17 protein-coding genes and 1 pseudogene are annotated in these 20,190 nt (G+C 45.5%); 5 read left to right on the top strand and 13 right to left on the bottom strand.

Annotated features, from left to right (window positions below; translation table 11 throughout):
- Window positions 1-144: 144 nt before the first annotated feature.
- The 4 genes from R8N28_RS00150 to norV form a co-directional block, all read right to left on the bottom strand.
- The gene (locus R8N28_RS00150; protein ID WP_005375233.1) at window positions 145-1,023 is read right to left on the bottom strand and encodes an NAD(P)-dependent oxidoreductase; all 879 of its coding nucleotides are present in this window, start codon (window positions 1,021-1,023) and stop codon (window positions 145-147) included.
- Between the two features lie 184 nt (window positions 1,024-1,207).
- Complete coding sequence (locus R8N28_RS00145) at window positions 1,208-1,546, bottom strand: DUF1971 domain-containing protein (protein WP_005375231.1); 339 nt, start codon at window positions 1,544-1,546, stop codon at window positions 1,208-1,210.
- Window positions 1,547-1,588: 42 nt separating this feature from the next.
- Window positions 1,589-2,737: an NADH:flavorubredoxin reductase NorW gene (norW, locus tag R8N28_RS00140; protein WP_065275445.1), complete on the bottom strand. Its 1,149-nt coding sequence runs from the start codon at window positions 2,735-2,737 to the stop codon at window positions 1,589-1,591.
- Between the two features lie 8 nt (window positions 2,738-2,745).
- Window positions 2,746-4,248 (bottom strand): anaerobic nitric oxide reductase flavorubredoxin, encoded by a 1,503-nt coding sequence (gene norV, locus R8N28_RS00135; RefSeq protein ID WP_065275446.1) that lies wholly within the window; start codon window positions 4,246-4,248, stop codon window positions 2,746-2,748.
- A gap of 190 nt (window positions 4,249-4,438) precedes the next feature.
- Here norV and norR point away from each other — a divergent pair, with 190 nt between their 5' ends.
- The 4 genes from norR (at window position 4,439) to azu (ending at window position 8,595) form a co-directional block, all read left to right on the top strand.
- Window positions 4,439-5,971, top strand: coding sequence for a nitric oxide reductase transcriptional regulator NorR (norR, locus tag R8N28_RS00130; protein WP_065275447.1), 1,533 nt, complete (start codon window positions 4,439-4,441; stop codon window positions 5,969-5,971).
- 397 nt (window positions 5,972-6,368) lie between these two features.
- Entirely contained in the window at window positions 6,369-6,887 is a 519-nt protein-coding gene (locus R8N28_RS00125; RefSeq protein ID WP_065275448.1) for a transcriptional regulator, read from the top strand.
- A gap of 269 nt (window positions 6,888-7,156) precedes the next feature.
- Entirely contained in the window at window positions 7,157-7,807 is a 651-nt protein-coding gene (locus tag R8N28_RS00120) for an HAD family hydrolase (protein ID WP_065275449.1), read from the top strand.
- Window positions 7,808-8,142: 335 nt separating this feature from the next.
- Complete coding sequence (gene azu / locus R8N28_RS00115) at window positions 8,143-8,595, top strand: azurin (protein ID WP_005375211.1); 453 nt, start codon at window positions 8,143-8,145, stop codon at window positions 8,593-8,595.
- A gap of 226 nt (window positions 8,596-8,821) precedes the next feature.
- On the opposite strand, the gene R8N28_RS00110 is transcribed toward azu, so the two are convergent.
- From R8N28_RS00110 to R8N28_RS00085, 6 genes and pseudogenes are all read right to left on the bottom strand, one after another.
- On the bottom strand, window positions 8,822-9,172 hold the full coding sequence (locus tag R8N28_RS00110) for an ethanolamine utilization protein EutQ (RefSeq protein ID WP_017635301.1): 351 nt from the start codon (window positions 9,170-9,172) through the stop codon (window positions 8,822-8,824).
- Window positions 9,169-10,485, bottom strand: a complete 1,317-nt coding sequence (locus R8N28_RS00105; RefSeq protein WP_005385877.1) for an NAD(P)/FAD-dependent oxidoreductase — start codon at window positions 10,483-10,485, stop codon at window positions 9,169-9,171. The genes R8N28_RS00110 and R8N28_RS00105 overlap by 4 nt, the downstream gene beginning before the upstream one ends.
- Before the next feature lie 12 nt (window positions 10,486-10,497).
- Complete coding sequence (locus tag R8N28_RS00100) at window positions 10,498-11,781, bottom strand: NAD(P)/FAD-dependent oxidoreductase (RefSeq protein WP_237289146.1); 1,284 nt, start codon at window positions 11,779-11,781, stop codon at window positions 10,498-10,500.
- A pseudogene (locus R8N28_RS00095) lies at window positions 11,770-11,931 on the bottom strand (rubredoxin); the annotation flags it as partial. The pseudogene R8N28_RS00095 and the gene R8N28_RS00100, both read right to left, overlap by 12 nt.
- A gap of 142 nt (window positions 11,932-12,073) precedes the next feature.
- Window positions 12,074-13,510 carry an aldehyde dehydrogenase family protein gene (locus R8N28_RS00090; RefSeq protein ID WP_064369653.1) on the bottom strand — a complete coding sequence of 479 codons (1,437 nt, stop codon included), beginning with the start codon at window positions 13,508-13,510 and terminating at the stop codon, window positions 12,074-12,076.
- A gap of 1 nt (window position 13,511) precedes the next feature.
- On the bottom strand, window positions 13,512-14,699 hold the full coding sequence (locus R8N28_RS00085; RefSeq protein WP_017635305.1) for an aromatic ring-hydroxylating oxygenase subunit alpha: 1,188 nt from the start codon (window positions 14,697-14,699) through the stop codon (window positions 13,512-13,514).
- 319 nt (window positions 14,700-15,018) lie between these two features.
- Between R8N28_RS00085 and R8N28_RS00080 the strand changes: the two genes are divergently transcribed.
- Complete coding sequence (locus R8N28_RS00080) at window positions 15,019-16,755, top strand: BCCT family transporter (protein WP_021035854.1); 1,737 nt, start codon at window positions 15,019-15,021, stop codon at window positions 16,753-16,755.
- 92 nt (window positions 16,756-16,847) lie between these two features.
- On the opposite strand, the gene R8N28_RS00075 is transcribed toward R8N28_RS00080, so the two are convergent.
- The 3 genes from R8N28_RS00075 to R8N28_RS00065 form a co-directional block, all read right to left on the bottom strand.
- Window positions 16,848-17,774: a LysR substrate-binding domain-containing protein gene (locus R8N28_RS00075; RefSeq protein WP_054578636.1), complete on the bottom strand. Its 927-nt coding sequence runs from the start codon at window positions 17,772-17,774 to the stop codon at window positions 16,848-16,850.
- A gap of 247 nt (window positions 17,775-18,021) precedes the next feature.
- Entirely contained in the window at window positions 18,022-19,386 is a 1,365-nt protein-coding gene (locus tag R8N28_RS00070) for a TrkH family potassium uptake protein (protein ID WP_065275452.1), read from the bottom strand.
- 1 nt (window position 19,387) lies between these two features.
- Window positions 19,388-20,041 (bottom strand): potassium channel family protein, encoded by a 654-nt coding sequence (locus R8N28_RS00065; protein ID WP_025768537.1) that lies wholly within the window; start codon window positions 20,039-20,041, stop codon window positions 19,388-19,390.
- Window positions 20,042-20,190: the final 149 nt, after the last annotated feature.

Genomic DNA, 20,190 nt, shown 5'->3' with positions numbered 1-20,190 from the left:
TGCTCTACAGCACCTCCTGATTTCAAATCACTAATCCTTAATCACAAGTCACAAACCATGCTCAAGGAGATTCATTATGATTAACTTAGATTTCTTTAAGCTCTTTGATACCAAAGAACTGTTTATCTATTACTGATTCATCAACTACTGATTTTTAGCTACCGCTTTGATCAGTACTGATGTATCCATGCGACCTAAACCATCACGTTGAAGGTCTGCGTATTGCTCATCCACTTTCTTAGTCAGTGGAAGTTCTAGACCCACTCGCTCAGCTTCTTGCAGACAGAAACCTAAGTCTTTGCGCATCCAATCAATAGCGAAGCCAAAATCGAACTTGTCTTCAGCCATTGTATTTGCGCGGTTTTCCATCTGCCAAGAACCTGCAGCGCCATGCTTAAGCGTTTCTACAACTTGAGCGATGTCCAAGCCTGATTTTTGTGCCAGCAACAAAGCTTCACTCAGACCTTGTAAAACGCCTCCAATACAGATTTGGTTTACCATCTTACAGCGTTGACCCTGACCGTTTTCACCCAGTAGCGTCATCTGCTTCGCGTACACATCCATCGCCGGAGACACACGGTCAAAAATGCTTTGTTCACCACCACACATGATGGTTAGAACACCATTTTCTGCGCCCGCTTGACCACCAGAAACTGGCGCATCAATGAAGTGATTACCATACTTAGCACACGCTTCAGCCAGCTCAACCGCTAGGTCTGCAGAAGTCGTCGTGTGATCGACTAACACTGCATCTGCTTTCAAACCGACCAGAATGCCTTCTTCACCGTAAACAACGCTACGAACGTCATCATCATTACCCACACAGGTAAAAACGATGTCACAGCCTTCTGCCGCTTCACGTGGTGTTTCACAAGCTACGCCTTGGTATTCTTCAGCCCATTTGTCGGCTTTCGCTTTTGTGCGGTTGTATACTTTGGTTTCAAAGCCCGCTTTACTTAGGTAACCAGCCATTGGGTATCCCATCACACCCAGACCAATAAATGCTACTCGTTGTTTTTCCATTGCACGCTTCCCTTAGTTCACCTGACTGAAATGTTTCGTAACATGCTACTAAAGAATTGAAATCATTACTCGTGATTTCTCTTTCCTCGGTCTCGATGATCCTGCATTGCAGTCCGTTTATTGCGCCTTCTACACCCCTTTACTTGACGATTAGCGTAACAGTCAAAGCACTTACAAAGATTCACTACTGCTTAGCGTGGAACATCGCTTGCCCACTTTTGTCCTTGTTCGACCAGAAATTGATGTTGAACTGAGCATCATCGCTCATCTCAATGCGGTGCCAGTACTGCGGTGGGCTTGTAGCAAACTGGCCTGCATTAATCACCACCACAACTTCTGCTTCTGTGGCATTTTCATCAGCAAAGCCGTAGTAAGTCACTTGCCCTTCCATGACGCACAGCTGTCCAAACACTCCCTCAGCGGTATTATGATGAGTCAGTAGCGCTGGTGGCACATTGTCTTTAGTGAAGAAAGGCGTTGAACGTTGAACAGTCCAGTCTTTAGGAATTCTTAGATGCGACATAATGATACCCTCTCTAATTACAATTCTTTTCGTTAAAATCGGTTAAGCCTGAGCGGCTTGAGACAACTCTCGGAGTAGTGGAAATGCTTGCGTAACTTGTTCTCCCGTCACGACGAAGCCCATGAGTCGGCTATTTTCATCTTCTGCTTTCGCGGCAATGCCAGTTTGAGAAATCTGCACGCTCCAGTTCGTCACCGAGCTAAAATCGCCTGCCAATTGAATTGGGTAGCTCGGCGTTTTGACCTTTACCATCATAGGCGGTAGTTTCAGCTCTGCTTCTTGCTCCAGTAGTTGTTTCCCTAAAACATTGGCACTTAGCACGATCGGTTGGAGATAAGGCATCATTCGACCTTGGATCTCGGCGCAATCGCCTAATGCAAATACATTGGCTGCTGATGTCTGTAATCGGGCATCTACCTCGATGCCTTTATTGACACTCAACCCACAAGCCTTCGCTAACCAAGTGTTAGCACGTAAACCCGCCGCTGAAATCACTACATCGGCTTCGATTGCTTTACCTTTGCTCAAGCTTGCCACCAGCGAATCATCTGAACGATTGATCGCAACTACACCAGTCTCCAAGGCAAGTTGAATACCTTGCTGCTTAAGTTGGTTTTCGAGCGGCAATGCGACGAATTCAGGAATCAAGTTAGCGAGCAAACGGGAATTTGGCTCAACCACCGTAACCGCTTTACCACTGGTTGCGAGATCCATGGCGATCTCGACGCCGATCAAACCACCACCCATTACTAGAATTCGTTCCGCGCGGCTAATTTGCTCTTCCGCTAATTGATATTCTTGTAACGAGTTCAGCGTTATCACCTCAGGTGCTGCACCACCAGATATTGGCGGCACAAAGGCTTTCGCGCCTGTCGCAAACACCAGTTTGGAATAAGGATAGGTTTGGCCGTTGGCGACCACTTGCTGAGCTTGCACGTCGACATGCTCAACCTTGGTATGGGCGAACAGTTCGATGTTGTGTTCCTGTGCAAACGCCTCACCACTTTTAACTACCAAGTCTCGGGCAGTTTGCTTGTTACTGAATACATGACTCAAATCGGGCTTGTTGTATTCCGCGCCATCATCAGCAGTAAACACTTGCAGCGGAATATGTGCGTCCATTCGACGCACTGTTTTCACCAATTGGTAAGCCGCAAAGCCGCTACCAATAATCACAATAGGTGCTTGCATATTCCCTCCTAACCGTTGTATTCAACGAAAACGTCTTTACCCAAGTGACATTCTGGGCACAAGAAGTAATCTGGCACTTCAGACCATGCAGTACCCGGTTCAACGCCTTGATTAGGCTCGCCTTTAGCTGGGTCGTATACCCAATTACAAACGGTGCAAACCATGCATTGGCAATCTGCAGGATGCGCCTCGGCACTAGGGTTGCTAGGAGCAGCATCGACTACCGCTTGTGTTGCTACTTGTGCTGCGGGTTGTGATTGAACTTGTGGTGCAGACGTAGCAATCGCCGGAGAAATAACAGGACTTGTCAGGTCATGCTTCGCCCACAACTTCGCGATGTTCTGACCATGTTCACGGCACTCACGCATCGCATTACCATCTGGTCGCCATTTGGTTTTCAAGCTCACTGCGGTTTCAAAACCTGCGTCAGTCAATCGAGCATGGATACGATCCACCGCGCCACCATTCCAACCGTAACTACCGAATGCAGCGGCCTTCTTCGCTTTAAAGCGCAAACCAGTAATTTCTTCTAGCATGCCTGCGATCTTCGGCATCATGACGTTATTCATGGTAGAAGAACCAACCAAGATGCCTTTTGAGCGGAATACGTTGGCGAGAATTTCATTCTTATCATGCTTAGAGACATTAAAGACTTTGACCGCCACGCCAGGATCGACATCGTGAATGCCTTGCGCGATTGCATCGGCCATCATTCGAGTGTTGTTTGACATTGAATCGTAGAAAATCGTAATGCGATCTTCTTGATAATTGTCTGCCCATGCTAAGTATTGCTCGATGATTTGAACCGGATTATCGCGCCATACAATACCGTGTGACGTGGCGATCATGTCGACAGGCAAATTGAAGCTCAGCACTTCTTTGATTTTTGCGGTTACCAAGCTGCTGAATGGCGTTAAGATATTTGAGTAGTAACGCAAACACTGTTCCATCAACTCATTTTGATCCACTTCATCATTGAACAGACGTTCATCGCAATAGTGCTGACCAAATGCGTCATTGCTGAATAACACTGCATCGCCGGTTAGGTAAGTCATCATGCTGTCTGGCCAATGCAGCATCGGTGCTTCCACGAAGACCAATTGCTTACCGTTACCAATATCGATGCTATCGCCCGTTTTTACGGTTTTGAAGTTCCACTCAGGATGGTGGTGATGACCCACAATCGAATCTATCGCCGCTTCTGTACAGTAAATTGGCGTGTTCGGAATCTTCTCCATTAATGCCGACAATGCACCTGAGTGATCTTCTTCTGCATGGTTTACCACGATAAAGTCGATAGACTTAAGGTCGATTTCCATCTCTAAATTTTGGATGAATTGTTGACTGAATCGATGATCGACCGTATCAATCAATACGGTTTTCTCTTCACGAATTAGATAACTGTTGTAGCTGGTACCTTTTGTCATTTTGTATTCTGTACCGTGGAAGTCTTGAACTTCCCAATCGCGTTGACCTACCCAGTGAATGTTGTTTTTTACGTGAATTGTCATAATTACTACCTTGAATGACGGGATAAACAAAAATAATTTCTTCTTGTATTGCACCGGGCGTGCCAACTTTTAATTTCTATATATTTCAACAACTTAATTAAAATCCAACATTGAAACATGTCATTTAGACACAGTTGAAAATTGTCATTAAGACACTACAATAGTCATATTGACACAATTGGTATTGGCTATGACTTCTTTAATCGCGCAATGGCTACACATCACGCAAGACCTTAACTCGGCGCTCACTCAACAGGCTCGCTTCGATACGTTATTAACCACGATTCGAGAGGTATTGAAGTGTGACTCTTCTGCCCTTCTTTTATATGAAGACCAGCACTTTAAACCTTTAGCAATCAATGGATTGGCGAAAGAAGTGCTTGGACGCCGTTTCTCCATTGAGCAGCACCCAAGATTAGAAGCCATTGCCCGAGCAGGCGATATCGTGCGCTTTCCCTCCGACAGCGACTTACCTGATCCATACGATGGCTTGATTCCAAACCACGATGACAAACTGCATGTCCATTCCTGCATTGGTTTACCTCTGCTGATCGACGATCAACTGATTGGTGCCATCACGATTGACGCCTTCGACCCCAACCAATTTGATGGGCTACGCAACCAAGAGTTACGTTTTGTCAGCGCGTTGGCAGCAGGTGGCCTACACACTGCACTCCTACTAGAACAACTAGAGACACAAGCGAGCCTGCCACGTGACTCTTACGCCGAGAAGCGCACCTTAAGTAATGAAATCATTGGCAACTCTCAGGGTATGAAGAATCTTCAAGAGCAGATTGATGCAGTCGCCGATACGGAGTTGTCTGTATTGGTCATGGGAGAAACGGGCGTAGGTAAAGAGTTGGTTGCCAGCGCTATTCACCATCGCTCTAGCCGCTCTAACAATACCTTGGTTTACCTCAACTGTGCGGCGCTGCCCGAATCGGTCGCGGAAAGCGAGTTGTTCGGCCATATCAAAGGCGCATTTACAGGCGCAATCAGCAATCGCAAGGGTAAGTTCGAACAAGCCGATGGCGGCACACTGTTTTTAGATGAAGTCGGCGAACTGTCGTTAGAGCTGCAAGCCAAGTTACTTCGAGCCCTACAATACGGCGACATTCAACGTGTGGGTGATGACCGCCATATTCGAGTCAATACACGCATTGTCGCCGCCACCAACCGTATATTGCATGAAGAAGTGACTGCTGGTCGCTTCCGAGCCGACTTATATCACCGCCTAAGCGTCTTCCCGCTTCATGTTCCACCTCTTCGTGAACGTGAAGACGATGTGGTGTTACTCGCAGGCTTTTTTGCCGAACGTTTAAGAAGCAAATTGGGATTGAACAGCATTCGTTTGTCCCCCACTTTGGTGCAGGCACTCAAAGACTATTCATGGCCAGGCAACGTGCGAGAGCTTGAACATGTCATTAAACGTGCTGGTGTTTTGGCAAAAGCGCGTACCCACGCCATGGACATTGAGTTAGTTGAGCAAGATTTTGACATCCGAACGCCGAATCAGAACATCAAGAACGTTGAAGAAACGGAACAAAAATCTCGGCTTGAGCTACCAGAAGGCGGATTAAAGCCTGCCACAGACGCCTTCCAAAAAGCGATGATTGTTCGAGTTCTGGAAGAGAACCAAGGTAACTGGGCAGCAACGGCACGTCAGCTTGAATTAGATAACGGCAATTTGCACCGATTAGCAAAACGGCTAGGGATAAAATAGACACTAACGAATATCACCTAATATGGCATATTCATCGCCAAATAAAGAGCCGATGCCCAACCGCTCACTCAGCCCACTATAAGTAGTGAGCTGAGTGCTCAGATAGAATAGCCACCTAAGTTTGACGGTATTTTCTTCTAAATTTTATTGTCTTGAACCACCTCACAGATTTAATAACCCTTAACAATAAACACAATAATAGTTAAGGTATTTTTATGAGCCAGATCTAATAAAATTAAATATATAGTATTTATTTTAAGAATCTAAACTTTCAAAGTTCATCATAATAAATACAACCTCTATGTATACACTTTACCTTCAAAAAACATCAAAATATAATCCCTTCGATAAAAACACTTAAATGAATTTAACTGTATAAAAGTGAGGAGAATAAAATATGGGATATGGGGCGACAGTATATTCATTAGATACTGAAAAGGTTTTTAACGTACTAAAGAATGAGCGTAATCCAGAGCTAGAAAAAGCCATCATGGAAAGGTGTCAAGACTCCTTTAAAGTGATTAATGAAATGCTGGAAAGTAGTGGCGAAAGCATCCGAGCTGAAGAGCTTCTTATGCAGATGCTGTCTGAAGAGATAAAATACAGTCACTTGGGTTACGCCTATGCTTACTTGCTTGAAGCTATATGTAAGATCACTGGTTATTACTTATCCAATAACTCTTGGTATCCTTGCGATGTAAACGATTTCTGCGATATTCCATTCACTAATACCGATTATCCCATAAAATTCCCACTCCCTGACGATTTCCCTGTTGTTTTTATGATAAAAAATCAAGATATTCACCAAGATAACGTTGACTTCGGAGGCTTATCAGAGCAACAAATATCTGAAGTCAAGAGCTGGTACACTCATGCAGTCGTAAACAATCGTGACTTGGTATTATTTCATTATTAATTTTAACTATTAATAAATTATCCAATAGTTAAAATAACAATAGAATATTAATAAAACTCTAGCTTATATTAAGATAGAGTTTTATCTATTTAACTGAAATTTTTATAATTTTAAAAATATTATATTTCACACCTAATTTATAGACTCTGTGTATAGTGTGTTCAGAGGCAATGTGAACTCATAGGATCAAAATCAAGTTCTAATTTTTAGAAGAAAAAACGATCTGCTTGTGTCAAAATGCGCCATCCCAACCAAAAAGTCTTAATGTAATGAACTACCAAGCTGCTATTTTTGATATGGATGGTTTGCTCCTTGATACTGAGCGCGTCTGTATGCATATTTTCCAAGAAGCATGTGAAGCCCAGAACCTACCCTTCTATAAAGATGTTTACCTTTCAATCATTGGTCGCAATGCAGCGGGCATTGAAGTGATTTTTCGTAAAGCTTATGGGGATGATCTTGACCGCTTACACCAAGAGTGGCGCGACCGTTACGACGCTGTGGTTAAGCACCAAGCGATACCAGTAAAAGAAGGGGTGATTGAGCTGCTTGAGTGGTTGAAAGGCCAAGGGTTGCCAATTGCAGTCGCCACTTCTACAGCAAAAGAAGTGGCACAGAAGAAGTTGGAGTTAGCGGGCCTAAGCAAGTATTTCGACAACTTAACGACAGGCTGTGAAGTGTCACACGGCAAACCTGATCCAGAGATCTACCTGCTTGCAGCAAGTCGTCTAAGCGTAGATCCAACCAAATGTCTCGCTTTTGAAGATTCAAATAATGGCGTACGTGCTGCGGTAGCAGCGAACATGATCACTTATCAAATTCCTGATTTGGTTGAGCCTTGTGACGAAATAAAGCAATTAGGCCATACTCTCGCACCTTCACTGCATGATGTGTTGCACACGTTAAAGCAAACTCGCTAGGCCTACTTGTCGTCTGTTCTCTAGAAGCTCAGCAATTTAGCTGAGCTTCTTTCTTGAAACCTCTCCAATACCGTAAAACCAAACAATTCTGCCACCCGTTTAGAGAGATTATTTTCACCTTAACTCTGGCTAATCACGACTTTTGATTTAACTCACGCAATCGCATGAAATAAGGCATTTGAGTGATCAAATAGCGGAACTGACCAGTACAAGCTTGCAACAAAACGTCAATATACCGATTGAAGCACGTTTTTGGAGTGAAAATTGGCTGATAATGAGAACTATTGGATAAGATCAATCCAAGTCAGCCTAAAATACAAAATGGAGAGTGTTATATGTCTTTACGTTTATTAGCAACAACCTTCGCATTAGTAGGAATGAGCTTTGGTGCCCAAGCCAGTGCCGAGTGTGAAGTGTCATTAGATGCTAACGATATGATGCAGTTTTCTACTAAAACATTGAGCGTACCAGCCACTTGTAAAGAGGTAAAACTAACGCTGAATCACACAGGTAAGATGCCAGCGCAATCGATGGGTCACAACGTGGTCATCTCTGACACAGCCAACCTACAAGCAGTCGGTACTGATGGCATGGCAGCTGGAGCAGAAAATAACTACGTAAAACCAAATGATGATCGCGTCTACGCTCACACAAAAGTAATTGGTGGCGGTGAAAGCACCAGCATTACGTTCAGTACTGAGAAAATGAAAGCCGGCGGTGACTATTCATTCTTCTGTTCGTTCCCGGGTCACTGGGCAATCATGCAGGGTAAATTTGAGCTAAAATAAAAGCTTTAGCCAAGCCAAAAGAAGACTCATTATAGGGAAGCCAAGGCTTCCCTTTTTGATAGATAAAATAGCAATTGAGAAAGGTCTAACACGTCTGGAAACGTGACCAAGAAACATAGCAAGTATGAAACCCTTGCTCCATTGAGATTAAGTTCTTTTGCGAAAAGTTATGGTTAAAAATCAGATTTTTATTTTGCCTTTCCGAAACACAACTAAATGATAAAAGTCATTCAATACCATGTAACTCTTTCCAGTTTCCTGGATGAACCACATAGCCGAACAGAGCATGCCCACCATAAACCAATTCAGTCCCTTCCGGTATCCACAGCATCTGACCTGGGTGCACAAAATGTGTTTCACCATTTGCGGTCAGCTCGAAACAGCCTTCAATCACGAAAATAACCTCATCATAAAGCACTGTCCAAGCCACTTTAGCGCCTTCCCATTTAGCAAAGCCTACGCCTATGTTTGGTGAAATTTCTGGGCTTAACGCCCTGGCAACATACGCCATTCCTGGCGTATCACCACGAACATTGAAATCTAGACTTTTACTATCAACAAGTTTGACTGGCTTCATAATTCACTCCGGCTTTGCCATTTTGCTAATTGGATACGCGTTTTTACTCCCAAACCTAAAAAAGGCTCTGGCGGATTCAAACAAGGCATTCCTGTCACTTGCTGTATGTCATCCAATGATTTAGATGTCGCACCAACGACATAGTCAGCTAACAGTGTTCCAGAAATGGTTCCCCACGCAGCACCAACACCATTGTCACAAGCGCTGGCATAAACACCTTCATCTAATTGACCGAAAAAGTTAGTAAAGTTACGAGAGATTGCATACACCCCACCCCATGTGTGAGTAAATGGTACGTCGGCCAGCTCGGGATAACGCGCCAGAAAGACCTGACGATGATCGTCGCGAATTTGTTCTCTGACTTTATCGTTCATGCTTGAGCCATATTTCGGCACGTGTTTGTAAGTATTGCGGATCAAAATACGTCGATCGGCGGTCATACGTAACGTCGTTCCCGCATGATCAGCTGGAGTTAACCCCCAATTCAGCTCACCTCCGTATCGTTGCATTTCTGCGTCGGTTAATGGACGCGTCCAGCTTGCAAACGTCATCACTGGAAGTAGTCTGTTTTTAAGATAACCAAACTCCCGAGTAAAAATGCTGGTCCCAAGCAGCAGTTCAGGGGTTTCAACAGAGCCACTATCTCCATGTAATACCCAGCAACCGTTTTCTTTACTGAGCTTGCGGATTGGCGAGTTCTCTAACACCTCGACGTTCTCTGGAAGGCTTTCCCCTAGCCCACGCACCAAAGCAGCAGGTTGCATTAAATAACCACCTGGCGTGTAAATTGCGCGGCTGTAGTAGTTGGTTCCCAAGACTTTCGCCAGCTCACTGCCATTAACATGGAAGTATGGTTCGCCAAGGTCTTTCATTAGGTGCTCAAAGTGATCGAGATACGCTTCACCGCGCGCCCCTACGGCTCCTTGATATTTGCCCTTTGCTGACCACTGACAAGAAATACTGTGCTTCGACACTAAAGTGTTTAGCTGAGCAATCGCAGAACGGTTGAGCGACAATAACTTTTGTTTGTGCTCAGGGTCGGGATGCTCAAGTGAAAACTTATGAGGCAAATCGATAACAAAGCCCGAATTTCTTCCTGAAGCCCCTTGGCCGATACGTTGCGCATCAATCAGTATAATTCGTGCATTAGGCATAAGTTCAGCTAAACGTCTTGCCATAGCTAGGCCTGCGAAACCGGCACCTAACACGGCATAGTCAGCACTTTGTTTACCTTTTAACGCCGATTTTTCTGGAATACTTGGCAACGCATGGTACCAACCACACGTCACGTCATCATTGGGTAAATGAATCATCTTTTTTCTCCGCTACGCTGCTGACAGTTTCAATGACAATTGATCTAGCCAAGGGCCGCGTAATGACTGTACTTTTCTTCCTAGCAACGCAAAACCGAGCATTGCTCCTTCTGGTGAATAAAACGCAGCGGTCAATTCATCTGCTTGGGTCTCGATGTACCATTGTCCCTGTTCTTCAGCGGCTACCGGGAAAATCGTGAGTGGAAGAATCGGCGTTTTTACAATCACTGGAGTTGGTGTTAACGAGATAGGAGCGACATCGCCTAGCAAGCTTTTCGCTACAGAAGGGATCATTTGATTAATCGGTGCAATATAGGGCTGCCAACCTTGCTCAGTTTCAACACAGTCACCTAGCGAGTAAATATTCTCATCACTCGTCTGGCCGAATTGATTCACTTTCATGCCCCGGCCAACTTCAAGCCCCGCGCGCTCAGCCAGAGAAACATTTGGCTTGAGTCCAACCGCGCTCAGCACTAGATCTGCTTCAATCTGCTTGCCACTGTTCAGATGTAAAACCGCACTGGATGCGGACCTTGGCTCGATTCTGGTGATACTGTCTTGTAGAGCCCATTGCACGCCTCGATCGGCAAGTGCGCTTTGTAATGATTCACCCAACTGTTGCGGGATCAAACGCTCCATTGGCCATTGACCCAACCCGATAACTGTTACTTCATAACCGCTTTCGATCAGATCATTTGCGAACTCACAGCCAATTAAGCCATCACCTAGGATCGCGATGCGCTTTTTGTCTTGCAGCTCCGCTCTGAAACGGCGGTAATCAACTAAGTCGTTCACACTCATAACCCAAGAGCGATCGCCCTCAATTGGGATTTCAATCGGTGATGCACCTGTTGCCAGTACCAAGCGGCTGTAGGCGTATTTACCGATGGAGGTATGTAACGTTGAATTGGCACGATCGATCTGTTCAACACGGGTATGCGGGTAAACTCGGATGTTGAGACGGCTTTCCCACTCCAACGCGCTCTCACTTTGTAGCGCGTCGCCGTCTTTATTCATGACCAGTGCATTAGACAAGGCAGGCTTGCTGTACAGTGCGCCATCATCAGCGGTAAAGACAGTGATCGGAACCGTCTCAGATTGCGCTCTAAGTGCCGCCGCCAACTGGTAACCACTGTGGCCACTACCGATGATAACGATAGGGTCATTTGAGAATACAGGTTGAGTAACTTCAGATGGAAGAGGCTGAGCAGTATTTGGCTGAACAGACGATCCTACCGATACCGAAGACACTGCCGCGACCTCTTCTACTGGCGCATCGTCGGTAATTTCGATCATTTCAAAATCGGCCTTACCCACTAAACAGTCAGGACATAACCAGTCATCCGGTACATCTTCCCATGCTGTTCCTGGTGCAATGCCATCGGATGGCCAACCTTGTGCTTCATCATAGATTAAGCCGCAAATAATACAGAGCCACTTTCTCATCACTTATACTCCAACTACCTTGTTCAGAATTTCCGTGTTTACAAACCGCTGTCAGATTTGTTGTGATTCCATCAACCTCGCCCTAGCTTGTGGTCTGAAATCCAAGCCGGTACGAGGTGATGAAAATACAGTTACACGGTAGCTATACGTTGCTGTCTTGCTGCAAACGAATGGCAATATTGCGTGTCTGGACGTAGCTATAAATCGCTTCTTGTCCTTTTTCTCGCCCAAACCCGGACAAGCCCACGCCACCAAATGGTGTTTCGATGCCACCAGCAAACCATTCATTGATGAACACTTGTCCACCACGCAGTTGCTGTGCCACACGCAATGTTTGGTTTAGGCTTTCACCAAAGACACCAGCGACCAGGCCAAAATCGGTGCCATTCGCGATTTCAACGGCCTCTTGCTCGGTTTCAAACGGTGTAATTACCAGTACAGGACCAAACACTTCTTCTTGAGCAATACGCATATCTGGTGAGGCTTCAATCACCGTCGGTGCCACAAAGTAACCCGACAAATCAGGGGCGTATCCACCCGTTAGGATGTTCGCGCCGTCGGCTTTTGCTTGTTCTATCATTTCAAGCACGCGCGCTTGTTGATCAGCCGATACCAACGGTGTTATATCCGGCTGGCTTTCACCTTGACCAATGGTTAGGTCTTGCGCCATTTTCACTACCGCCGCTTTTACTTCTTCATAACGCTCTTTTTGAATTAGCAAACGAGACATTGCCGAACAAACTTGACCAGCGTTAAAGAAAATACCGACTTGAACGCTTTGTAAAAGCGTTTCGAGACTCACATCTTTCAGTGCGATAGCGGCCGATTTACCACCCAGCTCCATCACAGATGGTGTGGCGCGTTGCGCTGAATCTTTCAGTATGCGTTGGCCGGTCGGCACAGAACCTGTAAAGACAATTTGATCAACGTCTTGATGCTGCACCAAGTGGCTGCCAACTACGGAGCCTTTGCCACATAGCAAGTTAATCGCGCCTTTTGGGAAACCCGCTTTTTCAATCGCTTTAATCAACAACGTCATAGCGAGTGGGGAAATCTCTGGCGATTTGATCACCACTGCGTTACCAGCAGCTAATGCAGGTGCTAATGAGCGTGCACAAATAGAAACTGGGAAATTCCACGGCACAATCTGCACTGACACACCAAACGGCACATATTGGGTGAAATCGACATAATCTTTACCCAACGGAATTGACGTGCCTTCCAGCTTGTCGGCCATGCCAGCGTAGTATTCGAAGTAACGTGCCGATTCTAAAAACTCATCTTTAGCATCTTGCAAAGATTTCCCATTTTCACGGCAGGCAACTAACCCACCTTCATCAACCATTTCACGAATAGCCGCGGCGGCTTTTAACATCCACTCGGTTCTGGCGGCTGGACGAACGTCCGAAAGAACGCCTTGATTGACTACTCGACGTGCCGCTACCATTGCGCGATCTGCATCGGTGATAGTGGCTTCTGCAACCGTCGCATACGCTTCGGCTGTGCCAGGGTTCATGACGGTCAGCGCTTGCTCTGAATCGCACCACTCACCATCAATATAATTAAGGTAATGCATCATATTACTGCTCCAGTGCCGCTTTCACTTGCTTTGCCAACCAGGTTTGAAAGAAATGCGTCGGAACATCCATTTCTGGTGAGAACACACCACCACCAAAGCCAGGTGAGTAACGACCTTCCTGCATGCCCTCGACCGCTCCAATATCTTCGCCGAATACGACTCGCCATGACTCAACGGTAGCAGTACGGCACGCAGCGAACTCATCTTTCGTTGCTTCATCACCCACATAGAAAACACGTAGGTGCTCAACACTTTTATTCGCAGTGATTGGTTCAATCATCATTGCAAAGGCATGATCGGCTTGAATACCAAGCAACACGTTTGGAAAGAGTGCAACATATTCTGCATGACGCAGTTTATCTTCTGGCCAGCTTGGAAATTTAGGTAAGTGTGTTCCTGCAGTATCAGAGAGGTTGTATGCGAGACTACCTTGGCCAGCAAAACGCTCTGCAAACATGATGTTGTAGTGATCCTCTAGGCGAGAATAACTGTTCAAACTCGGATGCACCCAAGGTAAGTGGTAAGCTTCACAGTAGTTTTCTACGGCAAGCTTCCAGTTACTTTTCACTTCTATCTCTAAGTTGCCACCCATGTTCACGCGGCGAAGAAGCCCTAATCCTTCTTCACCTAAGAATTGCTGCCAACGTTGCTCTAGCGGCGCGATATGCTCTTCAAAGCTTTCTGCTTTGCCCGATAAGTTGACGAATACCATGTCCATCCAAACGGCTGAACGAAGTGGCTTAAGGCCATGCTTTTCACACTTAAATCGGTCATCTTTGTGTTTTGCGATACCACCGATGTGTGGTGTGCCTTTTAGATTGCCGTCAAGATCGTACGTCCATGAATGGTAAGGACAGCGAATCATGCCTTGAACTTCGCCTGCCTCATGAACCAGCTTCATACCACGATGGCTACACACGTTGTGGAAGACTTGGACTTCACCTTGACGATTTCTCATCATGAGTAGTGGAAGATTCATGAAATCAAGTGGCATTACATAACCATTTTTAAGCAGGTCTGATGCAAAACCAATACATACCCAAGTGTTACCAAACACCTGATCACGCTCAAAAGTAAAATACTCTTCGCTGGTGTAGGCCTGATTCGGCATTCCTGTTGCTTCACTGATTGGGTTCAGTACATTATCAACAAGTTCAACAGGAATAATGGTTTGGTTGACATTGCTCATATTCTTATCTCCGAGAGTCGAGTTGCATCCAGTGCGTACAACATCGTGTTGTGTTAGTGGAGATAATTGTGATTAACAACCCGGCAACAAACAAACGACTTTTTCGCCGGGCTTGGATGAGTTTTTGTCATTCATGCATTGATCTCGAACAAAAAAATAACCTTTTAATTAACAATGATCTTCTTGTCATGATTAATACTCATTAACCGATGAGTATTAATCAGTTGAAACACAAAAGCCCTCTCTCTACTCTCTTTCAAAAATTAACAATAACGCAACAAACAATAACGTTAAAACAAACGCACTGTGAGGGATGCCTATGAGAGCAACATCTGGGATATTGAAAGGACTCAATCCGACTGTGACAATCGCATCAAAGATCGTCGTTATCGGTTTTGTACTTTTCTGCGCCATTCTCGCCAATCAAGCGGGCCAATACTTCGAAACGATTTCCGGCATTTTGCTACAGAATATGAAGTGGTTTTACATCGGACTTGTTTCACTCGTTGTCGGTTTTCTTCTTTACCTTATGGTTAGTCGATATGGGCATATTCGTTTGAGTAAAGATGACGAAAAACCAGAGTTTAGTTATTTGTCTTGGGTATCCATGCTTTTTTCCGGAGGCATGGGGATAGGCTTAATTTTCTGGTCGGTCGCCGAACCGATGTGGCATTACGCTGACAACCCATTTACTCAAGGCCTGACCAATGAAGCCGCAACAACATCAATGAAACTGACATTCTTTCACTGGGGTCTACATCCTTGGTCTGTCTTTATCATTGTTGCACTTGCATTAGCTTACTTTTCCTACCGTAAAGATCTGCCTTTTACCCTACGCTCTATCTTGTACCCTTTGATTGGTGATCGTATTTATGGGCCTATCGGACACACGGTTGATATCCTAACAGTCGCGGTGACTGCTTTCGGTATCTCTCAAACCTTGGGGATGGGAGTTATCCAAATAAACTCTGGTTTGAATCAAGCCTTTGGTCTAGATATTAGTTTGGGGATTCAACTCTTTATTATCGTTTCCCTTTGTACTTGTGCGGTTGCGTCGGTGCTATCTGGTGTAGGAAAAGGTATTCGCCGTTTATCAGAATGGAACATGCTGCTCTCACTCGCACTCGTGCTAGTCGTACTTTACATTGGTCCAACTCGCTATATCTTAAATACGCTACTCGAAAGTACGGGGCTTTATGCACAAAACATTGTCGGTATGAGCTTATGGAGCGATGCACAGAATGACTCTGGCTGGCAAAACTGGTGGACGGCTTATTACTGGCCTTGGTGGATGACTTGGGCACCTTTCGTTGGCATGTTTGTAGCTCGTATCTCTAAAGGGCGCACAATACGTGAACTTATCGGTGGCGCATTAATCGTACCTACGCTAATCACGTTTTTATGGATTTCAGTATTTGGTGGTGCAGCGTTGAAGGTAGAGCAAGACGCTCGTGTTGCTCATCAAGAGCAAGTCACTGCGGCACAAGAAGCCAAACAGACACCACCTGCGGATTTTTCTGGCGGCCCGATTCTTGAAGCGACTAAAGCTGATACGACACGCGCTTTGTTTACGCTATTCGACAACCTAGATACAGGTATGTTTGGTAAACTCCTTAGCGTGCTTGCGTGTTTATTACTCGGTACTTATTTCATTACCTCCGCTGACTCAGGTACCTTAGTTCTATGTACCCTCGATGCCGCTGGACACAGTGAGCCTCCTACGTCTATACGCGTATTGTGGGGAATCATGATCGCTGCCATTGCGGGAGTGCTTCTATATGCAGGAGGGTTAAAAGCAATGCAAACGGCCTCCATTATTGCCGGTTTCCCTATCGCGATTTTTATCGCGGTGATGAGCTTAACGCTGTTCCATAGTATTCGACGCGAACCTAAGCCATGGGCAATGCTTCCTGAACATGTTCACCCAGAACAAGAGAAACTTGATGGTCCTGTTGAACCGCTTGTTGAAAGCAAAACTGTGGCTTCCGAGCCTATCGCTTCAAGATCCTCGCTGAAAGATGATTCCACACTCAATCAGGGACCAGTACTAAGTTAGTGCGTCGTTTCATCAATCAATTAAAAAAGCGGGAACTGATATTCCCGCTTTTTTAACATTACCAAACTCTGTTATTTTCTCTGCTTATTGATTTAAGCTAAGCCTCGATCACCTACCTCATCTGGCAACTGATGCAAAAGCCATTCTCTAAAACGTTTGACGCTGGCTGGGATTAAACCTCTATTTTTAGGTTCAAGCATAGAAAAATTGGAAGGTGTTGAAAGCACGTGTTCGACTGGCCTAACCAAAGCGCCGCTTTGTAAATAGTCGTCCACTAATGAGCCCCAGGCTAACGCGATGCCCTGACCATTAATTGCCGCTTGTAACAGCATTGGATAGTTATTGATGTTCATGCGATTACGAGGCGAAATATTTGGCAACCCCACACTTGCAAACCACTGCTCCCAATTCACCCAATCTCTTTGAGACTCTTCCAGATAGAGTAACGTTTTATTGAAGATTTCTTCTGGCTCACTAGGCTGGCCGATTTTCTCTAAATAAAGCGGGCTACACACAGGGAATACTTCTTCTGAAAATAGCGTTGTCACATCCATTTCCGCAGGTGGAGTGCGACAATAAAACAAGGCGAGATCGCAATCTAATCGGCGTAAGTCCAACACATTATCTGAGGCCAATATCCTTATATCGATGTCATCATGTTCATTTTGAAATTGAGCAACCTTAGGCAACAACCACAAGGCTGCCATTGCATTTGTCGTCGCAACCGTGATCTTTTGTTCGCCCTGCCATTTCTTCACTTCACCCGTGATTTGAGCAATATCGAGCAAAGATTGGCTGACAGCTTGATAATATTGAAGACCTGTAGGCGTTAAATTAATGCTTCGATTGGCTCGCGTGAACATAGCCTTGCCTAAGTATTCTTCTAATTGTCTAATTTGACGACTGATAGCACCTTGGGTCACGTTTAGCTCGTCAGCGGCTAATGTAAAACTCAAGTGCCGCGCCGACGCTTCAAACGCAACGAGGCTATTTAAAGGTGGGAGGGGTTTGATTTTCATGTATCTTCCAGTAAGGCAGTATTGTAATTATTTTTATTCCCGGCAATCTTATGTTGCACGTGGATAATGCCATTCTGGACAACACCCCAAAAACGACAATTTATAAATGATAAAAAATAGAGATGAATCATAAATTGTTGTGAGAGAGACTGCCGTATACAGTTTCGTGGCTACAACGAGCACAAAAAGAGGAGCAGTTACTCCTCTTTTGCCTAGCCTTTTGCTCACTTTCTTCGAGTTAGCCCATTTACCCTATTGCCAATTTAGTGCTCGCGTAACGCGCTTTTTTCTTTCTTGGACTGGCTAAGAAGTACGCCAAAGTAAGGGGGCCTAATCGTCCCATAAACATCATGAAGATGATCACTAACTCACCCGGTTCGGATAAACTGCCCGTTAAGCCTCGCGACAAACCAACCGTACCCAGTGCCGAGACTGCTTCGAACATAATGTCTAACATAGACGCTTTCTCTGTCAGTAACAGCGTGAATATGGCAAACCAAGTCACCCCCACCGAGATCAGAGTCAGCGCCAATGCCTTGCTGATGGTCTCTTTGGGAATCTCGCGTTGAAAGGCATAGGTTGCTTCATCGCGACGCAAATAGCTGTAAGTTGCCAAGACCAATACCATAAATGTCACAACTTTAATGCCACTTGCCGTACTCAATGATCCACCGCCGATAAACATCAACACCAGAATGATCGCCGTTGTGGCATCTTCCAACTGATCGATAGCTAAAGTGTTGAACCCTGCCGTTCTTGGCGTCACCGCTTGAAACCACGATGCCCACCATTTCCCTGCTTCGCTCAAAGGGCCAAGCGTGTTGGGGTTCTCATATTCAATCAGGTAAATCGCGATAAGTGCCACCACGTTAATGATCACCGTGCCTAAGATCATCATTCGACTGTAAACGGTGAGTCGGTGCCAACGGCGATTGCGTTTTAAGTCAATCCAAACCGAGAAGCCTAAACCACCAATAATGAACAAACTGGTAATGGTGAAGTTAACGATCGGGTCGTCCACGTAAGGCATTAAGCTATCGGCACTCAACGCAAAACCTGCATTGTTAAACGCACTGATGGTGTAGAAGAAACCATGGAACAAACTGGTTTTCCAACCCAGCTCTTCACTCCAATAAACGCTCAAAATAGTGAAACCAATAAGTTCAACGAGCAGAGCGAACATCAATACAGATTTAGCGGTGGCAATGAGTGTCGATGAGTCAGTTTGGTTGAACGCCTCTCTCGCGACGGCTCGCTCCAAAAAGCCAATTTTTCCGCCCAGAGCCAGCAAGGTCACGATGGCAAACGTCATTAAACCTAGGCCACCACATTGAATCAGGAAAGCAATAACCACTTGCCCAAAAGGCGTAAACGCCGTGCCCGTGTCTACCACAACTAATCCCGTCACCGTAATGGCCGATGTCGCAGTAAACAGGCTTTGAATCCAAGTGATGGGCTCTGTGGTGGCAATCGGCAGTTTGAGTAAGACCGTGCCGAGCATGATCAAGCACGCAAAGCTGAGGCTAAGTATTAATGGCGGTGCGCCCAACAATTTTTTGCCCGCTTTGGGTTTTCGCTCGATTGGGATAATAGAGGGATGCCACAAAACCATGTTACACCAACCTTGGAGCGACGTATTTCAGCTCAGCGCGACTACCACAAAGCAACAGCGTGTCGAACTCATTAAGCACAAACTCATCATTGATATTGGTGTAGATGGCTTCTTCGCGCTTCACCAAGATCGGCTGAATGTTGTAACTGCCTCGGCTGATCAACTTAGAAAGCGGCGTATCGTGCAGATTGGATTTAACGTGGATTTCCACCACATACAAGCCATGCCCCATTTCCAAATAGTTGTTCACCATCGGATAGTTGAGTGCCTGTGCGACTCTTACGCCCATCTCCTCTTCCGGATGAATAATGCGTTGTACACCAAGCTTAGACACTATGGTGTGGTGTGCTTTGGTGCTCGCTTTGACCCAAATGGATTTCACACCCAGATTTTTCAGCGCCAGAGTACACAACAAACTGGCTTGCATGTCTTCGCCAATCGCCACCAACACCACATCACTGTTTGCTAACGCTAACTCTCTGAGTGCACCTTCGTCTGTTGCGTCACATATGACCGCTTGCGTTAACTCCTCGACGTATTTTTCGACGATTTTCGGGGCGCTATCCACCCCCGTTACGGTGTGTCCAAGATGAATAAGTTCTAAGCTGGCGGCAACGCCAAATCGCCCTAGACCAATTACTGTAAAGTGAGCCATATCAATACCTAACTGTGTTTTATGTATAGAAAATGCTAATGCGTTAAGGGCTAGACTGATTTTCCGTCACGGAAAATAGGCAACACGAATCCTGTTCGAGTGCCGATAACCAGCACTAAACCTTGGCATTAACGTTGATTAAATTTGGA

It is taken from the genome of Vibrio sp. Vb1554 (genome assembly GCF_033344235.1).
Note: the sequence above shows the minus strand (reverse complement) of the source record. Positions and strands in the feature narration are given on the sequence as shown.